Origin of the sequence: Bacteroides finegoldii DSM 17565, assembly GCF_000156195.1 — a bacterium.
Classification (GTDB): domain Bacteria; phylum Bacteroidota; class Bacteroidia; order Bacteroidales; family Bacteroidaceae; genus Bacteroides; species Bacteroides finegoldii.
In genome coordinates, this window is the sequence record NZ_GG688323.1 from 211,089 (window position 1) to 234,767 (window position 23,679).

General features: G+C 47.6%; 16 protein-coding genes, 1 tRNA gene and 2 pseudogenes. 11 read left to right on the forward strand and 8 right to left on the reverse strand.

The genetic code is table 11. The features are described 5' to 3' along the window. Nucleotides 1–10: 10 nt before the first annotated feature. Nucleotides 11–283, reverse strand: a pseudogene (locus BACFIN_RS09955) (HEPN domain-containing protein); the annotation flags it as partial. 15 nt (nucleotides 284–298) lie between these two features. Then, on the reverse strand, nucleotides 299–607 hold the full coding sequence (locus BACFIN_RS09950) for a nucleotidyltransferase domain-containing protein (protein ID WP_007753256.1): 309 nt from the start codon (nucleotides 605–607) through the stop codon (nucleotides 299–301). 168 nt (nucleotides 608–775) lie between these two features. Here BACFIN_RS09950 and BACFIN_RS09945 point away from each other — a divergent pair, with 168 nt between their 5' ends. After that, nucleotides 776–1,033: a DUF4248 domain-containing protein gene (locus BACFIN_RS09945; RefSeq protein ID WP_007753257.1), complete on the forward strand. Its 258-nt coding sequence runs from the start codon at nucleotides 776–778 to the stop codon at nucleotides 1,031–1,033. Between the two features lie 13 nt (nucleotides 1,034–1,046). Here the strand turns inward: BACFIN_RS09945 and BACFIN_RS09940 are convergent, their stop codons facing one another. Both BACFIN_RS09940 and BACFIN_RS09935 read right to left on the reverse strand, forming a co-directional pair. Continuing rightward, nucleotides 1,047–2,849 (reverse strand): bifunctional DNA primase/helicase, encoded by a 1,803-nt coding sequence (locus BACFIN_RS09940; RefSeq protein WP_032839572.1) that lies wholly within the window; start codon nucleotides 2,847–2,849, stop codon nucleotides 1,047–1,049. Between the two features lie 263 nt (nucleotides 2,850–3,112). After that, a complete protein-coding gene (locus BACFIN_RS09935; protein ID WP_007753264.1) occupies nucleotides 3,113–4,174 on the reverse strand; it encodes a DUF7833 domain-containing protein in 1,062 nt (353 codons plus the stop codon). An 801-nt stretch (nucleotides 4,175–4,975) separates the two neighbouring features. Between BACFIN_RS09935 and BACFIN_RS0219870 the strand changes: the two genes are divergently transcribed. From BACFIN_RS0219870 to BACFIN_RS09895, 9 genes are all read left to right on the forward strand, one after another. Further along, nucleotides 4,976–6,094 carry a glycosyltransferase family protein gene (locus BACFIN_RS0219870; protein ID WP_032839591.1) on the forward strand — a complete coding sequence of 373 codons (1,119 nt, stop codon included), beginning with the start codon at nucleotides 4,976–4,978 and terminating at the stop codon, nucleotides 6,092–6,094. Beyond that, nucleotides 6,084–7,538: a lipopolysaccharide biosynthesis protein gene (locus BACFIN_RS09930; RefSeq protein WP_007753270.1), complete on the forward strand. Its 1,455-nt coding sequence runs from the start codon at nucleotides 6,084–6,086 to the stop codon at nucleotides 7,536–7,538. Before BACFIN_RS0219870 ends, BACFIN_RS09930 begins: the two co-directional genes overlap by 11 nt. Before the next feature lie 41 nt (nucleotides 7,539–7,579). After that, complete coding sequence (locus BACFIN_RS09925) at nucleotides 7,580–8,716, forward strand: glycosyltransferase family protein (RefSeq protein WP_007753272.1); 1,137 nt, start codon at nucleotides 7,580–7,582, stop codon at nucleotides 8,714–8,716. Beyond that, a complete protein-coding gene (locus tag BACFIN_RS09920; protein ID WP_007753277.1) occupies nucleotides 8,709–9,863 on the forward strand; it encodes a glycosyltransferase family 4 protein in 1,155 nt (384 codons plus the stop codon). The genes BACFIN_RS09925 and BACFIN_RS09920 overlap by 8 nt, the downstream gene beginning before the upstream one ends. Nucleotides 9,864–9,902: 39 nt before the next feature. Continuing rightward, entirely contained in the window at nucleotides 9,903–10,760 is an 858-nt protein-coding gene (locus BACFIN_RS09915; protein WP_007753282.1) for a glycosyltransferase family 2 protein, read from the forward strand. A 45-nt stretch (nucleotides 10,761–10,805) separates the two neighbouring features. Beyond that, on the forward strand, nucleotides 10,806–11,576 hold the full coding sequence (locus BACFIN_RS09910) for a class I SAM-dependent methyltransferase (protein WP_007753284.1): 771 nt from the start codon (nucleotides 10,806–10,808) through the stop codon (nucleotides 11,574–11,576). A 13-nt stretch (nucleotides 11,577–11,589) separates the two neighbouring features. Next, a complete protein-coding gene (locus tag BACFIN_RS09905; protein WP_007753285.1) occupies nucleotides 11,590–12,804 on the forward strand; it encodes a glycosyltransferase family 2 protein in 1,215 nt (404 codons plus the stop codon). A gap of 44 nt (nucleotides 12,805–12,848) precedes the next feature. Then, nucleotides 12,849–15,515, forward strand: coding sequence for a hybrid sensor histidine kinase/response regulator (locus BACFIN_RS09900; protein ID WP_007753287.1), 2,667 nt, complete (start codon nucleotides 12,849–12,851; stop codon nucleotides 15,513–15,515). Nucleotides 15,516–15,635: 120 nt separating this feature from the next. Further along, entirely contained in the window at nucleotides 15,636–16,772 is a 1,137-nt protein-coding gene (locus tag BACFIN_RS09895) for an endonuclease/exonuclease/phosphatase family protein (protein WP_007753291.1), read from the forward strand. Between the two features lie 59 nt (nucleotides 16,773–16,831). Here the strand turns inward: BACFIN_RS09895 and BACFIN_RS23870 are convergent. Together BACFIN_RS23870 and ettA are read right to left on the reverse strand one after the other, a co-directional pair. After that, nucleotides 16,832–20,003, reverse strand: a pseudogene (locus tag BACFIN_RS23870) (TonB-dependent receptor). Between the two features lie 212 nt (nucleotides 20,004–20,215). Continuing rightward, the gene (ettA, locus tag BACFIN_RS09890; RefSeq protein WP_007753297.1) at nucleotides 20,216–21,907 is read right to left on the reverse strand and encodes an energy-dependent translational throttle protein EttA; all 1,692 of its coding nucleotides are present in this window, start codon (nucleotides 21,905–21,907) and stop codon (nucleotides 20,216–20,218) included. A 121-nt stretch (nucleotides 21,908–22,028) separates the two neighbouring features. On the opposite strand from ettA, the gene BACFIN_RS09885 reads away from it, so the two are divergent. Next, a tRNA-Lys gene (locus BACFIN_RS09885) sits at nucleotides 22,029–22,101 on the forward strand. A gap of 140 nt (nucleotides 22,102–22,241) precedes the next feature. On the opposite strand, the gene BACFIN_RS09880 is transcribed toward BACFIN_RS09885, so the two are convergent. Both BACFIN_RS09880 and BACFIN_RS09875 read right to left on the reverse strand, forming a co-directional pair. Next, the gene (locus tag BACFIN_RS09880; protein ID WP_418329395.1) at nucleotides 22,242–23,210 is read right to left on the reverse strand and encodes an ISAon1 family transposase; all 969 of its coding nucleotides are present in this window, start codon (nucleotides 23,208–23,210) and stop codon (nucleotides 22,242–22,244) included. Between the two features lie 10 nt (nucleotides 23,211–23,220). Next, entirely contained in the window at nucleotides 23,221–23,556 is a 336-nt protein-coding gene (locus BACFIN_RS09875; RefSeq protein ID WP_007753307.1) for an ISAon1 family transposase N-terminal region protein, read from the reverse strand. Between the last annotated feature and the right edge of the window lie 123 nt (nucleotides 23,557–23,679).

A 23,679-nucleotide genomic window follows, 5' to 3' on the forward strand; every position in this document is an offset into this window, starting at 1 on the left:
ACAGTTTTTTTTAAGCTGTGCGCTCACTTCTTACCAATTGCTCCACAGCATTAATGAATGCTTCCGCACGCGGACGAAGCACATCCACCAGAGCAGCGTCACAATAAGCAAAGTCACCATAGTCGCTACTATGGCGTTTATCAAAAAGCAAACCGAAAGTTGTACTATGTTCCAAATCAAGCAAACCCGTCCGGACAAAATGCATTGAAAGTTGTGTTTTTACTCCATTATGGGTATTAGCCTCAATATGACGGTTCAACAACAGAGCAGACGCGGCATAATAACAAGCATAATACTTTCATAACACAATGCCTTCCCGATTAATGTTAAGTGTCAGTGGTGTAGTAATATTTTCCCATACACGTTTCAACACGACCAATGTATTAATAGCTACCCCCGTTTGCGCTTCCAGTTCGCTTAAAGGACGGCGCAAAGTAAGCTCGGTTTCCGGTGTCAGTTCCTTCTCATCCACTACGATAAGCAAGTCTATATCAGAATCATGCCGGGCTTCCCCACGAGCTTCCGAGCCATAAAGTATGGTACGTGCCGTAGGCGCTATGCGATGCATTGTCTCTGCAATACGATGAACAATATCTGTACGTTTCATAAGCTATTTTCCTCCTCTCCCACAAAGTTAAGAAAAGAATAGCTAAAACCTATATTTTCTTTCATTTTCTTTTTATCTCATCCCCAAAAACAGCCTGAACAGCTTGGCAAATCCGGTAAAAAAGCGTAACTTTACACTCTATAAATACGGACTAAAAACAATCAGAAAATGAAGACAGATGCAGAGCCGACCGATGACGAAAAGAAAGAGAAAACATTTGAATACCGAAGCTACGGAAAAGGGGAGCTTGCCATGTTGTACCTCCCCGACATACAACAACAGAGTGCGGTAGACCGTTTCAACAAATGGATAGCCGCCGCTCCGGGACTGAAAGAACGACTCATCGCCACCGGCATGAATCCCCGAAGCAGAAGCTATACCCCCGCACAAGTACGGCTAATCGTAGAAGTACTGCAAGAACCCTGAGTACGAGTGCCGCTTACGACTCAAACAGCTCCTTATCCGGCAGCCAGCAACTGGAGTCGAACGTCACACCTCCGACGCGCTGTTCTACGGGAACAGCCGGATCATGCGATTCCACGCACGGCAGGTAACGCCCGCTCACGGGATCATACGCGAAAGTCACCATCCCACCCATTCCGAGATGTTTGAACTTCACCTTATCCACATACACACGGGTCACCCCCACCCCCTTGTCACGTTCCACCACAATACCATAATCCGCCTTATTGAAGAAATCGGCAGAGCCGTTGATATCATACATCTCCACGCGCGGAGTAGTGTTCGTCACCGGGTTACGGTTCATCTTGCGCGGATGGGCGACAAGCACCACCAGGCAATTATGCTGCACCGCAAATTCCGTAATCATATTCAGGAAATTGGAAAGATACTGCGTCTCCGTCTGTCCCGGCTGCGGAGTGTGGTCAAGCCGGTTGAGCGGGTCGATCACCAGAATACGGCACCCCCGCCGCAACACCAGCTCGTGCGCCTTCGCAAGCACCCGCTCCGGCGTGGCGTTCCCCTTCAGAGAGATATGCGACACGTTATCGGTAAGAAACTCCTCCGACCGCATCAGCAGCCCTTCCGAAATGCCGCACCCCTTCTGGAAACGGTGTCCGGTCAGCTTCTCCACCAACTTTCGGATGTGATAGACAATCGGCGTATTCTCCGGACTGAAAAAAGCGATCTTCCACTGATGGCGCAGACAAAGCCGCAACACCAGCTCATCGAGCCACTCCGATTTTCCCGCACCCGGCACTCCCGTGAGGATGATAAGCCTCCCCCGTTCGTAAGTGCAGATCTTGTCCATTTCCTCCCAGCCGGTTTCCGCGCCCGGTCCGAAACCATTCTCAAAAAGAGCAAGCAGGTCGCTGTGCAGGTCGGTGGCCGTGAACACCCCTTCGAGCGGAACCTCCGCCGCCTGCTCGATGGCTACCCGCAGACTGGCAACCCCGTATTTGCACAGATGCTCGTTCGCATCCTTGCAGCCGGGCCCGTACGCCACCACACGGCAACGCTCGGCACCCAAACGGTTGATCAATTCGTCACGCAGTTGCAGTCCGGCAGAATCGGTATCGACGGCAATGATAACCTCCGTCAAATCCTCGAAATGCGTCTCCATGAAACGGTCGAGCCAGGACAAGTTCGAGTTGGCTCCGGCAGGGACGGAAATCACGCTCTTGAATCCGGCGGCAAGGGAAGAGGCGGCATCCAGTTCGCCTTCGTGGATGATGCAGGAAGTCTGTCCGAGCACGGAGTCGATGTTGTAGGGAATCAGTTCGGCACCCTGAACCATCTTGAAATGCTTCGCGTCCACACTACGGAATTTCGTGTTGACCAGTTGTCCGTCCTCGAAATAGTTGAAGCAGACGCAACGCTCCTTCTGACCGGATTGCGGCATGAATTCCTCCTGTTCCGTGATGCGCAGTCCGGCGATGACGCCCTGCGGGATGCAACGTGTCTCCACCAGCCAACGTTCTACAGATTCGGAAAGCGTAGTCCGTGCCGGATCGAACACCGGACGCTGGAAATGACGGGGAACGGCTGCCGCACGACGCTGGCGGGCAGCACGCCGTTCGGCTTTCTCACGCTCTTCCGCTTCGTCGGGGACGTAAAAGTCCGCCCCGCAATGATAACAGTGACAATGCCCCGTATCAACGTTGACACGCAGCGAACGGTCGCGTTTGTTGTGGCGCGTGGCCTGACATTTATTACAAACAGTTTTCACTACGCCGCTTGTCCTCCAACGGACATCGACATCGTAACTGGCAAAATTTCTCATAACTTGCTTTATTTTTAAATGAATAATTATATTTCCCACACACAGGGAAAGGAAGACAAACGCTTCGTGTAGAACACGGAGAGATTGATACTTTCAAATACGGGATAAACCGCTTTCGGACGTGGGATGAATGACATTCAAGCATGGGGTGAACGGCACTCAGACGTGGGATGAATGACATTCAAGCATGGGGTGAACGGCACTCAGACGTGGGATGAATGGTGTCCAGACGTAGGATGAATGGTGTTCAAACGTAGGATGAACTAATGCCCCCATCTTTTGTGCGCATCATCCCACACCGCCGAGTTGTCGGGTCTTGGCGGTGCGCTGTCGGGAATAAGACGTCCCAGATACATCCGTTTTCCATCCACAACACTTTCAAAACGGCTCACATCCCTGCTCTCCCGCTCCTTGATTTCCCGCATCAACTCTTCGCGCAGCATACGGCAAGTAGGCGATCCGGCAGCGATATAATTGGAAAAATAGCGTTTCACGTCCTCAAAGAAGAGCAAGCCGCTCTCCTTTCCGTAGAGAAGGATATGCTTTTTGAACAGACCGATAATCTGCTGCTGATGGTCGATAAAAAGCCGTCCCAGACCGGAACGCTGCCCCGCCAGCTCCATATACAAGCGTGAGTCGGCAAGCCGGTCTACCAGCGTTTCCCAAGACAGCACCGGCTGCAACGGTTGCTGCCCCTCCTCATCCACCGCCCGAATCCTCATTCCCCTTCCAACAGGAACGGAAGAAGCAGTTCGGACTTCCGAAGTTTCCGAACTCCCCGAAGCAGAAATCTTCTCCTCCGTTTCCGCCACAACCATAGCAGCGTCAGCAGCTCCTCCCGCGAGGGTATTGCTGCTGTTGTTTACAACAGGAGTAATACCTATCTTCTCCTCTTCTCTCCTCTCTTGGGTTTCGTTGGGTTTTCGCCCTTTGGTGGCGGGCGTTTCAGCGCATTTCGCACGCTTCTTCGGGCGCCCTCCTTTTTTACCGTTTTCGGTATCCATTCTCCACTTTTCCTCAAGCCTTTGCATCACCCGGTCGAGATACGGAGCCCGGAACGTCTGCCGCTCCTCGTCCACCTCAAAAAGATTATAATCATGGAGCACCTTTTCCAGCATATCCAACTCAAGGTCATGCCGCCGCGCGAACGCCCTCAACAGAAGCGGAGTGCACGACGCCTCATAATTATCTTTCGTGCGCAGGTGCAACAGCAACATCACATAAATGCCGAGCGCTTCCGCCGCATCCAGTTCCGACATCATACCGGCGATATTATCGTCATTCAGCAGATTTACTTCCAGATTAAAATACTGATCCTTCTTCATTATTCTTTCTATTTTAATAAATTATTCACGAAAATCATCCTTTTCGGACGAGCTAACTCAGTGAGCGCAAAGGTATTTTAAATGTTTTGGTTACACTTGTTGAAAAAAACAGAGGGCTATTACGATTCTTTTAACAACCTTTGCAGCAATATAATAACCATAAATAAAAATGTTTTTTAAATGAAAATGAAGTCAAATGTCATCCTGAATGACGACAAAGTAATCAAAGAGAGATTGAAATATTGTGTCCACATCACGTTAGGACGTTTTCTGAACATCCAACGCACCGTATCGCCCCTGTCGCACGAGAAAGTGGCGGGACAGACCACCATCAATTCCAGCACGACATGGAACATGGAACAAGTCCGGAATTACAGCATATTATCGTACGCGCAAGTGATCTACACGCATTTCATAGCCTTGAAGTGCAATTTCTACGTCCTGCATCTCTCAAAGGCGATGATCAAAGCGATTCAAAACGGGCAGTGCGTCATCATCAAAACCGTAGATCCCGACAAACTGGACGATTACCTTCCCGGCGAAATCCTCCTCGAACAGCACCCCGACGCGGAAGAACTGGAGCGGAGGACAAAGGCGAGAGAGGCGTTACTGAGCAAATCCATGCACCTGCGGATAAGCAAAAGTCAAGAACAGGAAAAGGAAAATGAAAAGAAGAAAAAGGGAAAAGGAAAGAAAAAAGAGAAAGATAAAGGAAATAAGGGAAAAAAGAAATCGGAAAAAAGAGAAAGTTATCATAAGTTTACTACCTTTGTAGCACAAGAAGGATACAAAAGCAAGGACATGAACGATTGTGAAGAGACGAATGGCAAGGCAATAAAAGCGCTCATAGTATTCAGAGAAATAAGTGATACGGACAATCTGTTCGCTCCTATTCTATGCGATGCTATCCGCATGACGGGTATTGACGTACGATGTTCCAAAGAAGCATTTTGGGAATCAGACACGGCGTATGACATCATACACTTCCAATGGCCGGAAGAAGTAGTAGGCTGGAACTGCGAAGACCCCGACGTGATACGCCGGCTCGAAGAGCGCATCCGTTTCTTCCGTTCGCGCGGGGCGCATTTCGTCTACACGCGGCACAATGTGCGCCCGCACTACGCAAACGACATCATCAGCCGCGCCTACGACATCATCGAGACGCAAAGCGACATCGTGGTACACATGGGACATTTCAGCGCGGATGACTTTGCCGCCAGATACCCCCAAAGCCGGAATGTCGTCATTCTCCACCATATCTATGAATATACTTATCAGGAGGACATCAGCGAGGCGCGCGCACGCCAATATCTCAATCTGCCGCAGAACGCGTTCATCGTCACCGCCTTCGGCAAATTCCGCAACCGGGAAGAGATACGCATGGTGCTCGGAGCATTCCATGCATGGAAACGGCCGCATAAACTGCTGCTCGCTCCCCGTCTCTACCCTTTCTCCAGACGCAACAGGTACGGCAAGAACTTCCTCAAGAGATGGCTCTCGCGCTTCGGCTACTACGTGGTCAGGCCCCTGCTCAACCGTTGGCTGCATCTGAGAGCCGGAGGTAACGACGACCTGGTGGACAGTTGCGACCTACCTTATTATATAGCAGCTTCGGACCTGGTAATGATTCCACGCAAAGATATCCTGAATTCCGGCAACATCCCCCTCGCCTTCCTCTACCACAAAGTGGTGGTGGGTCCCGACACGGGGAATAACGGCGAGCTGCTGGCCATCACCGGAAACCCCTCGTTCGACCCCGACGACCGGGAAGATATCGTCCACGCGCTCGAAACCGGCGCACGGTATGCCGCTTACGAACACGGGGAGGCAAACTACGACTACGCCATCGAAAACATGAATATCAAAAAAACGGGACGCGAGTATGCACAAGTCTATAAAGACGCGATAAATGGCAGATAATCTCAAAAGTCAGCTGTTCTCCGGAGTGTTCTACACAGCGCTCGCCAAATACAGCGGTGTCGTCATCTCGCTTGTGGTGGCGGGTGTACTGGCACGCCTGCTCTCGCCGGACGACTTCGGCATTGTAGCGATAGCCACCGTAATCATCGCCTTCTTCAACCTGTTCACGGACATGGGTGTATCCCCCGCCATCGTGCAGCACAAGACGCTGACACGGGAGGAATTGTCGGATATTTTCTCGTTCACCGTGTGGACCGGCATAGGCATAAGCGCCCTCTTCTTCGCCGCGTCATGGCTGATAGCCGGTTATTACAACAGCGACATCCTGCGGACACTGTGCCAACTGCTGTCCGTCAACCTGTTTTTCGCTTCCGCCACCATCGTGCCGGGGGCTTTGTTCTACCGCAACAAGGAGTTCAAGTTCATTGCCGTGCGGAGCTTCGTCATTCAGATTTCGGCAGGGGCGGCAGCCGTCACCGCAGCACTCTGCGGAGCGGGACTGTATGCGCTGATTATCAACCCGATCGTATCCAGCATACTGATATTTGCCATCTCCTACCAACGCTATCCGCAACGCCTGCGCCTCACGCTGGGCCTGACGGTGCTGCGCAAGATATTCTCCTATTCCGCCTACCAGTTCCTGTTCAATGTCATCAACTATTTCAGCCGCAACCTTGACAAGCTGCTGATCGGCAAATACATGGGAATGTCCGACTTGGGATACTACGAAAAATCTTACCGTCTGATGATGCTTCCCCTGCAGAACATCACACAAGTGATCACCCCCGTGATGCACCCGATATTCAGCGATTTTCAAGACGACAAAGGGAAGCTCGCCACCTCCTACGAACGGATCCTGCGCTTTCTCGCCTTCATCGGACTGCCGCTCAGCGTGCTGCTCTTTTTCACGGCGGAGGAAGTGACGCTGATCATCTTCGGCGACCAATGGCTCCCGTCCGTACCCGTTTTCCGGATTCTGTCACTGTCCGTAGGGATTCAGATCATACTGTCTTCTTCCGGCTCCATCTTCCAGGCGGCGGGCGACACGAAGAGTCTGTTCGTGTGCGGACTGTTCTCGTCCGCGCTCAACGTGGCGGGCATGCTGCTCGGAATCTTCTATTTCGGCACGCTGACGGCAGTGGCAAGCTGCATCGCCGTCACGTTCACCGTCAACTTCGCGCAATGCTACTGGCAGATGTACCGGGTGACTTTCCGGCGAAGCGTCCTGCCGTTCGTCCGTCAGCTCCTTTCTCCGATGGCGGTAAGCCTGCTGATGGCGGCCATTCTCCTGCCGATACAGTACGCGACGGAAGGAATAAATATTTTTCTTACAATAATTGTAAAAAGTATAGTAAGTTTTACTATCTTTGGGGGATATATACAAGTTACGCGGGAGTACGACCTCTTGGGGAAAATACGAAGCATGGCGGGAAAAGGAAAATAAATGAACGGAATAGACAACATACATCAAGACAAAGAGCACGCATGAAAGCCTTATTTCTGATATTTCACGGTTTCGACAAAGCAAACGGAATCAGCAAGAAGATACATTACCAAGTGAAGGCACTCGAAAAGTGCGGCGCGGATGTCCGCTTGTGCTACTACGCCACCACGCCTTTCGGCAACCGGCGACTGATGATCGGCGACGAGGTGATGGCCGATTTCGGCAAAGGGACGATGGCGAAGTTGCTGAAACGTGTCTACTACTCGCCTATCGTGAAGTATGCGCAGCGAGAGAAGATCGACTTTGTGTACATCCGTTCCTATCACAACGCCAACCCTTTCACGCTGCGGCTGGTGGAACGCCTGAAAAAGACGGGGGCGAAAGTGACGGTGGAGATACCGACATATCCTTACGATCAGGAGTACATCTCATGGTCTATGAGGGCTTCGCTCGCTGTGGACCGTTGTTTCCGCCACCGGATGGCGAAGCTGCTGGACGGCATCGTGACTTTCTCCAGCGCGGAAACGATTTTCGGAGGCAGGACGATCCGGATTTCCAACGGGATCGATTTCGACGCTACCCCGATGCGGAGCGGACAGAACGACACTTCGCACGAGCTGCACCTGATCGGTGTGGCGGAGGTGCACTATTGGCACGGGTTCGACCGCCTGGTACGGGGCCTCGCGGAGTATTACCGGACGAATCCGGAATATAAGGTTTATTTCCATATCGTAGGTCCGCTATCGGGCGAACGGGAACGGGAGGAGATTCTTCCCGTGATACGCGACCATCATCTGGAGGAGTACGTGATTCTGCACGGACCCCTGCACGGAGAGGAACTCGACGAGCAGTTTGAACGCGCGGACTTTGCCATCGGCAGTCTGGGACGCCACCGGAGCGGTATCACGGAAATCAAGACACTGAAAAACCGGGAGTACGCGGCACGCGGGTTTGCCTTCACTTACTCGGAGACGGATGCGGATTTTGACGCTATGCCGTATGTGTGGAAGGTGCCTGCAGATGAGTCGGCGGTGGACGTCCCGAAGCTGATTGCGTTTCAACGGTCGTTGAAGATTTCGCCGGTTGAGATCCGGGAGTCGGTCCGCCCACTGTCATGGAAAGCGCAGATGCAAAAGGTGATTGAGGAGGTAGGACTTAAAAAAACAACTGATGAATAAACAATTAAGAATAGCCTACTGCATTCCTTCGCTTTATTATCCCAGCGGTATGGAACGGGCACTGACTCTGAAAGCGAATTACTTTGCAGAGCATTTCGGCTATGACATACATATTATCCTGACGGACGGAAAAGGGAAAGAGCCTTACTATCCGTTGCATCCGTCCATCACGCTTCATCAACTCAGTATCAATTACGACGAAATGTACGGGCGTTCATTGCTGAAACGTATTTCGGGATATTCGAAGAAACAACGGCTTTACAAGAAGCGGCTGAACGAGTGCCTTTGCGAAATCCGTCCGGATATCACGGTGTCTCTGCTGCGGCGTGAGATCAACTTCATCTGCGATATGAAGGACGGCAGTGTCAAGCTGGGAGAAATCCATTTCAACAAGTCCAACTACCGCGAGTTCACCGACAACCGCCTTCCCGGATTCGTGCAGCGAATGGTGAAGCAGTATTGGATGCGGCAACTGATCCGGCAACTGCGGAAAGTGCGCTATTTCGTCGTGCTGAGCAACGAGGACGCAGCCGAATGGACGGAACTGGACAACGTGAAGGTGATTCACAACCCGCTTCCTTTCCTCCCCGACCAACAGTCGGACGGCACGCAAAAACAGGTGATTGCCGTAGGAAGGTATATGCCGCAGAAAGGATTCGACCGCCTCGTGAGTGCCTGGCGCATCGTCAGCCGGAAACATCCGGACTGGACGCTGTCGATCTACGGGGACGGTATGCGCGAGCAACTCCAACGGCAGGTGGATGAGGAAGGGGTGGCTTCGAGTTGCCTGCTCAAACACACGGTGCAGAATATCGTGGATAAGTATTGTGAGAGTTCTGTATTTGTTCTGTCTTCGCGCTATGAGGGGTTCGGAATGGTCATCATCGAGGCTATGGCGTGCGGGGTGCCCCCCGTTTCGTTCACGTGCCCGTGCGGACCGAGAGACATCATCGCAGACGGCCGCGACGGGTTGTTGGTGGAGAACGGTGACATCGGGGGATTGGCGGAGAAGATCTGTTATCTGATTGAGCATGAGGACCTGCGCAGGAAGATGGGACGGCAGGCACGGGTGGATGTGGAACGTTTCAGGATCGAGCATATCGCGGAGCAATGGAAAGAGTTGTTCGAGGAGGCTTTGGAAAAATAAACAGATAAGCGGTACGCTTAATAAATCAGGAAGTGAGTTATGGGAGTTTGGTATAAGAAATATTTGCAGGTGTACGAGAGACCGTTTGCGGAAGCTCCCCAAGCAGTGGTGGAGGAAGTGCGGCAGAAGATCGCCGGGCTTCAGAGCGAGAATCCGGTGGTTACCGTCTCGCTGATAGGCTACAACGAGGAAAAACATCTGCTGGCTTGTCTGTGGTCGCTGAGCGAGATGCAGTGCAAATATCCCCTAGAGATCATCGGGGTGGATAATGAATCGAAGGACCGCACAGCGGAGATTTTTCAGGCGTGCGGCGTACCTTATTATACGGAGACGCAGCATAGTTGCGGTTTTGCCCGCCTTTGCGGGCTGAACCACGCACGGGGGAAGTATCACATCAACATTGATTCGGACACGATGTACCCGCCCAAATATGTGGAGACGATGGTGGATGCGCTGGAGCGTCCGGGCGTTGTCGGGGTAAGCTCGCTATGGAGCTACATTCCGGACGAGGAGCATTCCCGGTGGGGACTGAAGCTGTATGAGGCTACCCGCGACCTGCATCTGTGGCTGCAATCGTTCAAGCGTCCGGAGCTGAGTGTGCGGGGGCTGGTGTTCGCTTACCGCACGGATTTGGCACGGAAAACGGGCATCCGCACAGACATCATCCGGGGCGAGGACGGGTATCTGGCACTGCAACTGAAACAGTTCGGGAAAATCGCTTTTGTGAGAAAACGCCGCGCACGTGCCGTCACGGGATATGGCACGGTGGGAGCCGACGGATCGCTGTTCAACAGTTTCAAGGTTCGTGTGGCCAACGGGCTGAGGGGGATCGGAGGACTGTTCACCAAGAAAAAGGAATATAAGGATGAGGAGAGCAATCTCGTGAAAAAGAAATAAAGGAAAGATATAGAGAAATAACCCAAACAAATAATATATAGCATTATGATTACCCGTATCCCGTATGACAGAGATGATTTGAAGATCGGAAAGAAGGACAAGGTATTGGAAGTTGGTCCCGGTCATAATCCGACTTTCAGAGCCAACGTTATCGTTGAGCAGTATTTGGACAGTAATTTCCATCGTTGCGGAAACGTGAAGATATACCCGCATCAGGAGTTGGTCAATGCGAACGGTGAGAATTTACCGTTTGAAGATAAGGCATTCGATTATGTGATTTGCAATCAAGTACTTGAGCACGTGGAAAACCCTGCAGAGTTTATCCATGAGCAATACAGGGTAGCGAAAAGGGGATACATGGAGACTCCCAGTTTGCTGGGCGAATTTCTCTTTCCCAAGAAATCCCACAAATGGGTGGTTCTTTACTTGGACAACAAACTGATCCTTTTTGAGAAATCCAGAATGCCGGGAAATTACGAGAATAACTATGGGGAACTGTTTCTGAATTATCTGCCATACCAATCGCTGACGTATAAGCTATTGTGGTTTACCGAAGGGAATCTGATGTTGAACCGATGCGAATGGAAAGATGATATCGAATTTATCATCAATCCGACAGATGAAAAGTATACCGATTTTTTCACTAAGCCGTGGAGCAGACAGATGGTGGAACAGATGTATCCGCGCAGAAGCGCGATGAAAGAGCTGACAAAGATCGGTACCGCTTTATATTATATTGTGAAAAATAAAGTAAAAAATAAAACCCATAAGCACTCTCCGATAAGCTTGGAGGAGTATATGCGACTAAAAGAATAAAAGCTAAAAAATCATGAACGATACACTTACTCTTTGTCTCGAAATTCTTTTCTGGTTTGCCCTGTTTGTTGTGTTCTACACGTATCTGGGCTACGGAATCCTGCTTTACATCCTTGTCAAGCTGAAAGAGTTTTTCGTGAAACCAGTGAGACGCTCGCTCCCGGCAACGGACGGGGAACTGCCGGAGGTGACGCTGTTTATCACGGCTTTCAACGAAGAGGAGGTGGTGGACGAGAAGATGGAGAACTGCCTTGAGCTGGACTATCCTGCGGATAAGCTGCACATTGTCTGGGTGACGGACGGCAGCAATGACGGGACGAACGAACGCTTGCAGACACGCTGGCAGGGAAAGGCGACGGTGCATTTCCAACCGCTCCGGCAAGGGAAAACGGCTGCAATGACGCGCGGAATGACGCTTGTAGACACACCGCTCGTTGTCTTCACGGACGCCAATACGATGGTGAACCGGGAAGCGATACGGGAGATTGTACTCGCTTTTCAGGATCCGAAAGTGGGATGCGTGGCGGGAGAGAAACGGATTGCCGTGCAGACGAAGGACGGGGCTGCCGCCGGTGGCGAAGGGATTTACTGGAAGTATGAGTCGACGCTGAAAGCGTTGGACGCACGGCTATATTCGGCGGTGGGGGCTGCGGGTGAACTGTTTGCCGTACGCCGCGAACTGTTCGAGGCGATGGAACCGGACACATTGCTCGACGACTTCATCCTATCGCTGCGCATCACGATGAAGGGGTACACGATTGCTTACCGCACCAATGCCTACGCCATCGAAAGCGGTTCGGCGGATATGAGGGAGGAGGAAAAAAGAAAGGTGCGCATCGCTGCGGGAGGATTGCAGTCTATCTGGCGGCTGCGCCCATTGCTGAACCCGTTCCGCTACGGGGTGCTCAGCTTTCAATATACGTCGCACCGGGTGTTGAGGTGGTCGGTCACTCCGTTCCTGCTGTTCGCACTCCTGCCACTGAACGTGGCGATTCTGCTGTCGGGCGGTCCGACGGCATTCTACGGGGTGCTGCTTGGGATGCAGCTCCTCTTCTACGGGTTGGGATATTGGGGCTATTATCTGTCTGCCAGGCAGATTAAGAACAAGATACTCTTCATCCCCTATTATTTTCTTTTTATGAATATCAATGTGTTGAAAGGGATCCGTTACCTGAAAAAGAAAAAAGGAAACGGAGCATGGGAAAAAGCGAAACGGTCGGAGAAGTAAAAACAATTTGAGATATCTTTTGTTATCTTATAAAAAAATCATACATGGACAGAACATTACACAATGCAAACAATGCACAAAGAATTCTGGAACTGACGGCAGACACAATGTTGCTGATAGACAGGAATGGTATCTGCGTGGATATCGATTCTCATTGCGATTTATGGTTTCTGCAGGAAGAAGTTCTTTTAGGGAAGGATATCTTCGAACTTTTGCCAGAGCGGACAAGGGATAAGGTAATGCCGGTGTTCGAGACGGTGATCGGGGAACACCGGAGTGTCAGCAAAAACTTCAAGCTGGAGCTGAAGAATGAGACATTCTATTTCAAGTGTCTCATGCATCCGTATGATGATATGGTGCTTTGCCAATATAGGGATATCACGCAAAGAAGTAACGTGAAACGCCAGTTGGAGCAGGCAAACCGCACGTTGCGCGAGATTCAGAAGGTGGCGCAAATCGGACACTGGACGTATAATACGGCGGAAAATGTGTTTCATTATACAGGATACACGGGAGTATTGTGCAAGGAGGATGTGCAGCATATCTCTTTCGATATGTACAAGCAGTTAATAATGGAGGAGGATCACCCGGCTTTCGAGAATTGGTGCGAAAAGAATGTGTCGGAATTCAACCAGGAAAGTATCAGTTACCGGATCCGGCTGGACGGGGATATTTTCTATGTGCGTATCCAGACTTATCTGCGGGAGGAATTGCCCGACGGCAGTTGCAATATAGAAGGGTATATCCAGAATATCACTGTTCTCCAACACCGGAGGAATGATATCAATACACTGACTCATGCCATTAATAATGCGAAAGAGAGTATCTTTGCCGCCAAACCCGACGGTACGGTGATCTTTGCCAACCGACGTTTTCTGTACAATCACGGTCTGGTGGATAATACGGACATCAGCCGGCTGAAAATCTATAATATCGTTGCAGATATGCCGACCGAAGAGGCTTGGCAGGAACGGTGCAGGAATGCGGTGCAGAACGGCAGCAATACGTTTATCGCGCATCATCCCTCCAGAATTCATAAGGATATTCTGGCTTACGAATGTACGATGTACAACGTTATCAGTGATTCCGGCGAGGAGAGTTTCTGGTCGTTCGCTCATGACATCTCGGAAAGAATGAGGTATGAGGCGCAGATCAAACGGCTCAACCGGATTATGGATACGACGATCAATAACCTTCCCGCAGGGATTGTGGTGAAAGAGATTAACAATGATTTCAGATATGTGTATCGGAACCGCGAATCGTACAACCGCGATCATTTCAGTGATAATCCGGTGGGTAAGAATGACTATGACTTCTATCCGCCGATTGTAGCGGAAAAGAAGAGGCAGGAGGATATTGAGGTAGCTGCTACCGGAAAAGGACTGCATTGGATCGCTGAGGGAAAGGACAGGAACGGGAATCTGATTATTCTTGATAAACGGAAGATTAAGGTGGATGGTGACGAGTTGTCCTCTCCTATCATCGTCAGTATTGAGTGGGATATCACGGAGCTGGAGATGATCAAGCGGGAACTCCAGTCGTCGAAGGAGAAAGCGGAGATGTCCGACAATCTGAAATCGGCTTTCCTCGCCAATATGAGTCATGAGATCCGCACACCACTGAACGCGATTGTCGGTTTTTCGCATCTGATAACTGAGAGTGATGACGCGGAAGAACGGAAAACGTATTATCAGATTGTGGAAGCCAACAACGAGCGTCTGTTGCAACTGATTAACGAGATTCTCGATCTTTCGAAGATTGAGTCGGGAACGATTGAGTTTTCATTTGGACTTACGAGTCTGCATAATTTGTGTCAGGAGATACATGATGCGCATATATTCCGCACACCGGAGGGTGTGCAACTTGTCTATGAGCCTTCGGACGAAAGCCTGCGGATAGAGACGGACAAGAACCGTGTGTTCCAGGTGATTTCGAACCTGATCGGGAATGCGGTAAAGTTTACGAAGGAAGGTAGTATCAAGTACGGTTATGAGTTGGTGGATGGTCAGATCGTATTTCATGTAACGGATACGGGCACGGGAATCGAACCGGAAAAGGTGGGACGTGTGTTCGAGCGTTTTGCCAAATTGAATAATCATGCTCAAGGGACGGGACTGGGATTGTCTATCTGCAAGTCTATCGTGGAACGGCTCGGCGGACAGATTTCCGTCAGTTCAATAGTGGGCGTGGGCACAACGTTTACGTTTACTTTGCCGTACAGCACACAGGAAACGCCCAAAGAGGTCGATTCGGAGATGAAGACAGTGCTCTACAAAGAGGAGGTGCCGCAGAGTGGAAACGGCATATCCGCGAATGAAGGAACGGGAAAGGAAAAGATACATATGACGAAACAGATCTGTATCCTGATTGCCGAAGATACGGACAGTAACTATGATTTACTGAACGCTATTCTAGGCAAGCAGTATCGTCTCGTCCGTGCTAACGATGGTATGGAAGCGGTTCTCTTGTACGATGAGGTGAAGCCGGATCTGATTCTGATGGATATCAAAATGCCGAATCTGGATGGACTGGAGGCTACCAAGATCATTCGCGAACTGTCTGCTACGGTCCCTATTATCGCTCAGAGTGCTTTTGCCTATGAGCATGATGTGAAAGCCGCGATGGAAGCGGGTTGCAATGACTTCATAGCGAAACCGATAGCTCAGTCGAAACTGAAAGAGGTAATCAATAAGTGGTTGACGATGGAATGACTGTAAATAGTTGACGACGGAATGGCTACGAATGGCTGACGACGGAATGACTACGAATGGCTGACGACAGAGCGGCTGTGCCCGAATCAGAATATTGTGTAAGGATAAAGTAAGATTATTATGAAAGCCTTTTATAGACTGTTCTACTATTTTTCTATCCTGCTGACAGGTGTTTTGGCAGGTGTTACCCTAGTGGGTGCTTTTGCCGGAAACACTGCACCGGAGAGTTTCAAACTTATCCCTTTTATCGGTCTAGGGTTGCCTGTACTTTTATTGGCTAATCTGGCTTTTGCCATTTATTGGACGATCCGCTGGCGGTGTTGGGTTTTCCTTTCTCTCATTGCTTTATTCGGTAATTGGGGGTATATAAGTTGCGTCCTTCAGTTTCCTCTTTTCAGCCCGGCTTCGGAGCCGATAGCCAAGCTGGGAACCTATACACCCGGAATATTGACCGTAGCGACTTACAATGTGGATGCTTTCAACCACGAATACATGGGGTATTCCTGCAAAGGTATTGCTACTCAAATGCAGAATCTGCAAGCGGATATCCTCTGCTTGCAGGAGGTCGGTATCAATTCCTCATTTAACATTGACAGTGTATGTGCCGCTTTTTCTAACTGGCCGTATCAGTATGTTCCTTCCGCTCCCGAAGGAAAGGAGCTTTTGCAACTGGCTGTTTTCAGCCGTTATCCTATCAGGGAACAGAGTCTTATCACCTATCCTGACTCTAAGAATTGCAGCCTGTGGTGTGACATCGAAATACCCGGTCGCACGATCCGCCTGTTTAATAATCATCTGCAAACAACGGAAGTGACCCGTAACAAAAGAGAACTGGAAAAAGAGCTTTACAAGGAGGATACCCAAAAAGCGGAACGTGCCGCTCTGACTCTGATAGACGGTCTGCACGAGAACTTCCGGAAACGTGCCGGACAAGCTGATGTCCTCAAACAACTGATAGCCGACTCCCCCCATCCTACCCTCGTTTGCGGCGACTTCAACTCTCTACCGTCTTCTTATGTCTATCACACCATAAAAGGTGACAAGAAAGGTGATAAGAAAGGTAACAAGAAAGGTAACAAACTGCAAGATGGCTTCCAGACAAGCGGACATGGCTATATGTATACTTTCAAATTTTTCAAGCATTTACTAAGAATCGACTATGTCCTCCACTCTCCGGAACTGAAAAGTACGGATTACTTTTCACCGGACTGGAGTTATAGCGATCATAATCCGGTGGTGATGAGGATGAAGCTATAAAAAAGAAAGCCGAACAGACTTATTTGTCCATCCGGCTTTTCCTTATGATATACTTCGTCTTAGAATATATATCTTAAACCAAGTTGGCATCTCCATCGAGAACTTATGTTTGAGATCTCTTTAAACGGATCGTATTTATCTCCTTGAGTATATTGAAATTCACCTCCTTTTGAGTATGTGATAGGAGAATATGAATTATTGGACATATAACTTTCAAGTCCCCATTTTCTATTAAGCAAGTTACCAACATTCATTATATCAACAGAGAATTGCAAAGTATGTGTTTCTTTAGCTACTCTGAATTTAAAATCTTGCAAGAAACGGAAATCAAAATGATGCTCAAAAGACATACGGTCTGAGTTTCTTTCATAATACTCACCACGATGGTCTTTCAGATACTTCGCACTGCCCAAGAATGCTTTCAAGTCTGCTTTTTGCTGATCTGCATCCAGTTTCGCTGTAGCCTTAAACTGCATCGCATCAATCTGCTCATCTGTAGGAATAAAAACCAAATCATTACCATTACTACCGTCACCATTCAAATCACCGTAATAAGTCACATTATATGGAGCACCCGACTGACCTGTATATACCAGACTGACCGTTGATTTAAAACGTTTGGCATATTCCTTGCCATAAGATAGAGATGCCACAATGCGATGCGGGATGCTATAATCGGATACACTCAGCTCCGGAGCATTCGAATTACCTGTTGTCTCATTATATCTCCAGTTTGAATAGGCTACGGAAGAAGTCGCAGAGTTGATAGACTTACTTTCTCCATAAGTGTAAGCTGCCATTACATCCAGACCGAAGTTAAATGATTTTTCCAGTTTAAGAGACACATTATAGGTATAGCCTTTACTTGTATTGTCCAACAACATTATGTCAGTGTATCCGGCATTTTGCTTTTTAAACATAGGTCGGTTATCAAAAGAAAGCGACGGATAAGTAGAACCGACAGTAGCATCACCATCCATCTCATAATTCAAATTGCGATAATATATATCATTCAACGTCTTTGAATAAAGACCTTCCAATGTCATCTTTACATCGCCCGGAAGCATATATTCGAAAGCCAAATTAGCACGAAGGTTCTGGGCGAATTTAAAGTCTTTAGAAAAGACATCCACCTCTGTTGTAGATGCCGTTGCATTTTGTAACATTTCAGCCTGTCCTTTGGGATCAGTATTGAAATAGAAAGCATCACCCAATTTCTTTATATCGTTACTATATAAAGAGTACTTCTCAAATTCCATACCTGTATTTGAGAAACTATTGCTTAACCATACAAAAGGTATACGACCTGTGAAAACACCGAGTCCACCACGCAACAAGGCTCTTCCATCATCAGTCAATTTCCAACGGAATCCCAAACGCGGAGACCACAAGGGAGTACTACTCAGTTTACGATTAGTATAAACACCATAATTTTTAGCTATATCCGTATTGTTGAAAGTATCGTTTTTTGTAGGAGTATCCAAAAAAAATGGGGATGTCCATACGAATACCATACGTCAATGTAAACCGGTTGGTAGCATTCCAAGTGTCTTGAGCATAAAATCCTAACTGCATAGCTCCGAAACTAGGAGCCCAATCGTCCCTACCCGTTACATCAACCTTTGAACGACCGTAGTAATAGTTATTAACGACTCCATTTTCTAAGTCATCAATGCTGTTAAAAGTATAAGCACCATAGAGATTCTGAATAAACAAATTCTCAAATTGATACATCTCATTATGAGTACCGAATATCAATGAGTGATTACCTAACAATACAGAGAAGTTATCTGATAATGTAAAAATGTCCTGATCCAAACGATTTGCACAAGAAGAGTATTCCGTACCCAATAGCATTGAAGATGCCCCTTTCTTTACGGTGATTGCCGGGAATATATCCCCTTGAGGCTCACGGTTATCACGTACACGTACATATGAAAAACGAGCTTCATTATTCATATTATCACCAATACGGGAATTTAATTCGGCAGTCAGTGAATGTGTCTTATTGGTAAAAACAAACGCTACATCGGAAGCATTCAGTTTTGAGTATGAACGAGAGAAATTATAACGTTGTGCTCCTACAAAACTATAACGAGCCGTAAATTTATTACGATCATTTATATTCCAGTCTATTTTTGTTCCTACTTTATCTGAACGTGTATAGATATCTTTCGGATCAAAATCAGCATTATATTTACCACCTGTTTTATCCTTCAAAATATTCAATACGCGCTGCGTCTCCTCAAGTGTGAAATCGGAACCATCACCAACATTATATGCTGTCGGATAAGATTTATCCGTTTTTTCGTAATTGGCAAAGAAGAATAGTTTGTCTTTAATAATAGGACCACCAATCGTTACACCCCATTGATAATCATGCTGTTTATCTAATTTTGTACGTTTCTGTCCTTCTTCCATCTCTCCGGCAGTAGTTCCGATCAAAGCTTGTGTATTTCCAAAGAAATATGCGGAACCGTGAAACTTATTTGTACCAGACTTAGTAATTGCATTAATTCCACCACCGGTAAAACCTGACTGGCGAACATCAAAAGGTGCGATATTTATCTGAATCTGTTCAATCGTCTCTAATGAAACCGGTTCAACGCTAGCTTGTCCTCCGTTCGTTCCATTGGAAGTAAGGCCGAACACGTCATTATTCATTGCTCCATCAATTTGGAAGCTATTATAGCGGTTGTTGGCACCTGCAAAAGAAATCGCACCATTGGAATTTACAGTAGCCTGCGGAGTCAGACGGGTGATGTCATTCAGACTACGGCTCATTGTCGGCACTGATTCTATATTCTTTAAAGAAAAGCTGGTTGCAGCTCCAGTACGACTGGCTGCCACACCTTTCTGACCTGTAACAACAACCTCATCCAATAATTCTGAGGATTCTTTTAACTGAATATCCAACTGGTAGGTTTCTCCTAATTGAAGATTAATCTTATTGAAAACCGCAGTGCTATATCCCACGTAGGAAACTTCAACTTTATAAGGACCGCCGGCACGCATACCTTGCATCGTAAATCGCCCGTCTACATTTGTTATTGCTCCATAACGGGTTCCGGAGGCCTCATGTATGGCCACTACCGTCGCACCTATGATAGGTTCTTTCTGCGCTGTTACCTTACCCGCTATACTGGAGGTCGTAACTTGTGCATTTACTGTAGCAATAAGCATAAGCATCAGCATCGCTACTACTAAAAAAGATCGCATTCTCTTTTGCATAATGTAATTGATTAGTTAATACTAATTGTTTGATCTTAAAACTGCGGCAAATATAATTAATATTATTTAGAACTACATTACGATTATACCACAAAATTTTAAGAGAGATAAACATTTTATTGCGTTATAAAACAATAAAGGCTCTACAATGCTTGTAGAGCCTTTTATTTTGAAACTGAAAGTATTAGAATTATTTCAGTCTATTACTTTCTCTAGTCAGTCATTAACTTTCTGTAACGAACACGCTTGGGTTCTTCATTGCCTAAACGTTTCAATTTATTTTCCTCGTATTCGGAATAAGAACCCTCAAAGTAGAATACATTGGAATCGCCTTCGAAAGCAAGGATGTGCGTACAGATACGGTCGAGGAACCAACGGTCGTGGGAAATAACAACCGCACAACCGGCGAAATCTTCCAATCCCTCTTCTAATGCCCGCAATGTATTCACGTCGATGTCATTGGTAGGTTCGTCGAGCAACAGCACGTTCCCTTCTTCCTTCAGTGCCATCGCCAAGTGCAGACGGTTCCTTTCACCACCGGACAACACTCCGCAAAGTTTTTCCTGATCGGCTCCGGAGAAATTGAAACGTGAAAGATATGCACGCGCATTCACATCACGTCCACCCATACGAAGCAATTCATTGCCACCCGAAATAACCTGATAGACACTCTTATTCGGATCAATATCCTTATGTTGCTGGTCGACGTACGCCACCTTTACAGTCTCTCCTACTTCAAATTCGCCTTTGTCTACCGATTCCAGTCCCATGATCAGGCGGAACAGCGTTGTTTTTCCTGCACCGTTAGGGCCAATCACACCGACAATACCGTTAGGGGGCAGCATAAAGTTCAAATCGTCAAACAACAGTTTGTCTCCGTATGCCTTCGCCACGTGCTTGGCTTCAATGACTTTGTTGCCCAAACGAGGACCGTTAGGAATGAAGATTTCAAGTTTTTCTTCCTTCTCTTTCACATCCTCATTCAAGAGTTTGTCGTAAGAGTTAAGACGTGCCTTACCCTTTGCCTGACGGGCTTTAGGAGCCATACGCACCCATTCCAACTCACGCTCCAAGGTCTTACGGCGTTTGCTGGCTGTCTTCTCCTCCATTTCCATACGTTTGGTCTTTTGTTCCAACCAGGAAGAGTAGTTACCTTTCCAAGGAATGCCTTCACCACGATCCAGTTCGAGAATCCATCCGGCAACATGATCGAGGAAATAACGGTCGTGCGTCACTGCAATAACTGTTCCCTCATACTGTTGGAGATGTTGTTCCAACCAGTCAATAGACTCTGCGTCCAAGTGGTTGGTAGGCTCGTCAAGCAACAGAATATCAGGTTTTTGCAACAACAAGCGGCAGAGGGCAACACGACGACGCTCCCCTCCGGAGAGATTTGCCACCGGCTGATCTTCGGGCGGACAGCGAAGGGCGTCCATCGCACGCTCCAGTTTGCTATCCAGATTCCATGCGTCTGTCGCATCAATGATATCCTGCAACTCTCCTTGACGGGTGAAAAGAGCATCCATCTTATCCTGATCCTCATAGTATTCAGGCAGAGCGAATTTCTGGTTGATTTCTTCGTATTCCGTAAGTGCGTCCACAATGGGTTGAACGCCTTCCATTACTACTTCTTTTACCGTTTTTGTGTTGTCCAAATAGGGTTCCTGTGCCAGATAACCCACAGAATATCCCGGCGAGAATACAACTTCTCCCTGATAGGATTTCTCCAAACCTGCAATAATCTTCAACAAGGTAGATTTACCGGAGCCGTTCAGACCGATTATACCGATCTTAGCTCCATAGAAGAATGACAGGTAGATGTCCTTCAACACATTCTTATTGGGCTGGAAAGCTTTGCTTACTCCAACCATCGAGAAGATAATTTTTTTATCGTCAGCAGCCATATATTAATAATGTATATTGTTGATAATGGCACAAAGATAAGAAAAATGTTTGAAATCTTTTGGAGTTATAAAAAAATGTTCTACCTTTGCACCCGCATTCGAAAGAAAGCAAACAAGGATTGATTCGCTAGCTCAGCAGGTAGAGCACAACACTTTTAATGTTGGGGTCCTGGGTTCGAGCCCCAGGCGGATCACTTAGGAGAAATGAAAATACTCCGACAAACTAAGACAAAGCTCTTTAAACCAGTGGTTTAAGGAGCTTTTTTCTTACTCGCCTACGACAGAAAAAAGACCTCAAAAAGGGGTCAACGTAACAATCTGAGGGATTCTATATTTAAGCATATAATTTAGCAAGTCTATATAAGAAAAAAGCTCTATCTCTTACTCCTCTGAACTGTGCTCTAAATGCTTTGATTTTAGCATTGAATGACTCTGCTGCGGCATTGGTTGCCCTCCTTTCAAAGAAATTGATTATATCCAGATAATGTGTTTGTATAGAACGTGCGACCCTTCCAAAGGTGAGGAACCCCGATTTATCTACTTCATCATACCACCTTGCCAGCCTTGTCAAAGCAATATCCTTAAACTTACACTGATGATAGATTAAGCCTAACCGCATAGACAGATAATATCCTTTCTTTATATCGGGATATTCCTTGAAAAGAATTTCAGCCCGTATTCTTTGAGACTGAGTCCATAAGGATTCCTTCTTGTAAAGCAGATAAATACTTCTCGCTAACAACTGCTTTCTTGTATCTCCATTAGCGAAAACAGGTGCATGATACATCTTTCCACAGGCCTTTGCATAAGCAATCTGAGTGGACTCTTCATCCAAAGCCTCCCAGCGAGCTTTTACACGCATCTCCTGCACAGCTTCATAAGCTAACTTCTGTACGTGAAAGCGATCGGTAACACGTTTGGCCGCAGGAAAGCAGATGCGTGCAATCTGCTCCATGTTAGGAGCCATATCCAAGGTTATCTCGCGCACTTGGTAACGGCGGCGACGGGAGAGCTTAAGCAGGACAGAAGTGACCGTATGAACGTCCGTACCTTTAATGATGGCAATCATACTACCTTTACCACCGTGAGCTTCTTTATTGGTCAGTACAGTATAGAGTTCCCCACGCGAGAGGGCTACCTCATCAATACAGATATAAGCACCGATATTCTTTTCGAATAGTAGCCAATCCTCTGCATGAACAAGTTGGTCCCAATGGAGATAACCACTTAGATGGTTACGGTATTGACGCTCCAATAAATCCCCGTCAACTCCATATAAAACACCTAAGAGCTTGCAACTGATCGGATAGCTATCAATATAGTTCTTTTAAAAAAGACGCAAAATCTTGCGTCATACGAGTACCTTCAGCCACCATACGCCAGTTACGAGAAATATACTCATTATGCTTCTTTAAGAGCCAGCGACGACGAATATTAAGGAAGACCTTCTTGCCACGGAGAGGAAAATCCTGAACAATAACAGGGTCATAAAAGCCTTTACTCTCAGTATCCTGATCTGTATACTTCTCAGGAACGATATTCTCCTCAAGGTAGAACACAACTTCATTTACACTTTCCTTCACATCAACAAGATCAAAGTAGTCTAAAGTGCCTTCAGGAAGAAGAAGGCGATAACCGTTTAATTCCATAAGCTATGAATTTGGAGACAAAGATAACAATTTATAAATTTACCCCTCAGGTTTTTACATTGACCCTTGACAAATGCCATCCGAAAAAAGTTGACGCTAATTCGGTGGTTAATTAGGTGATAC

Coding starts and splice junctions, on each gene's coding strand:
- BACFIN_RS09905 (WP_007753285.1), top strand. CDS start 11,590: ATGAACGATACACTTACTCTTTGTCTCGAAATTCTTTTCTGGTTTGCC.
- BACFIN_RS09940 (WP_032839572.1), bottom strand. CDS start 2,849: ATGAGAAATTTTGCCAGTTACGATGTCGATGTCCGTTGGAGGACAAGC.
- BACFIN_RS09915 (WP_007753282.1), top strand. CDS start 9,903: ATGGGAGTTTGGTATAAGAAATATTTGCAGGTGTACGAGAGACCGTTT.
- ettA (WP_007753297.1), bottom strand. CDS start 21,907: ATGGCTGCTGACGATAAAAAAATTATCTTCTCGATGGTTGGAGTAAGC.
- BACFIN_RS09935 (WP_007753264.1), bottom strand. CDS start 4,174: ATGAAGAAGGATCAGTATTTTAATCTGGAAGTAAATCTGCTGAATGAC.
- BACFIN_RS09910 (WP_007753284.1), top strand. CDS start 10,806: ATGATTACCCGTATCCCGTATGACAGAGATGATTTGAAGATCGGAAAG.
- BACFIN_RS09920 (WP_007753277.1), top strand. CDS start 8,709: ATGAATAAACAATTAAGAATAGCCTACTGCATTCCTTCGCTTTATTAT.
- BACFIN_RS09950 (WP_007753256.1), bottom strand. CDS start 607: ATGAAACGTACAGATATTGTTCATCGTATTGCAGAGACAATGCATCGC.
- BACFIN_RS09895 (WP_007753291.1), top strand. CDS start 15,636: ATGAAAGCCTTTTATAGACTGTTCTACTATTTTTCTATCCTGCTGACA.
- BACFIN_RS0219870 (WP_032839591.1), top strand. CDS start 4,976: ATGAACGATTGTGAAGAGACGAATGGCAAGGCAATAAAAGCGCTCATA.
- BACFIN_RS09875 (WP_007753307.1), bottom strand. CDS start 23,556: ATGGAATTAAACGGTTATCGCCTTCTTCTTCCTGAAGGCACTTTAGAC.
- BACFIN_RS09930 (WP_007753270.1), top strand. CDS start 6,084: ATGGCAGATAATCTCAAAAGTCAGCTGTTCTCCGGAGTGTTCTACACA.
- BACFIN_RS09945 (WP_007753257.1), top strand. CDS start 776: ATGAAGACAGATGCAGAGCCGACCGATGACGAAAAGAAAGAGAAAACA.
- BACFIN_RS09900 (WP_007753287.1), top strand. CDS start 12,849: ATGGACAGAACATTACACAATGCAAACAATGCACAAAGAATTCTGGAA.
- BACFIN_RS09925 (WP_007753272.1), top strand. CDS start 7,580: ATGAAAGCCTTATTTCTGATATTTCACGGTTTCGACAAAGCAAACGGA.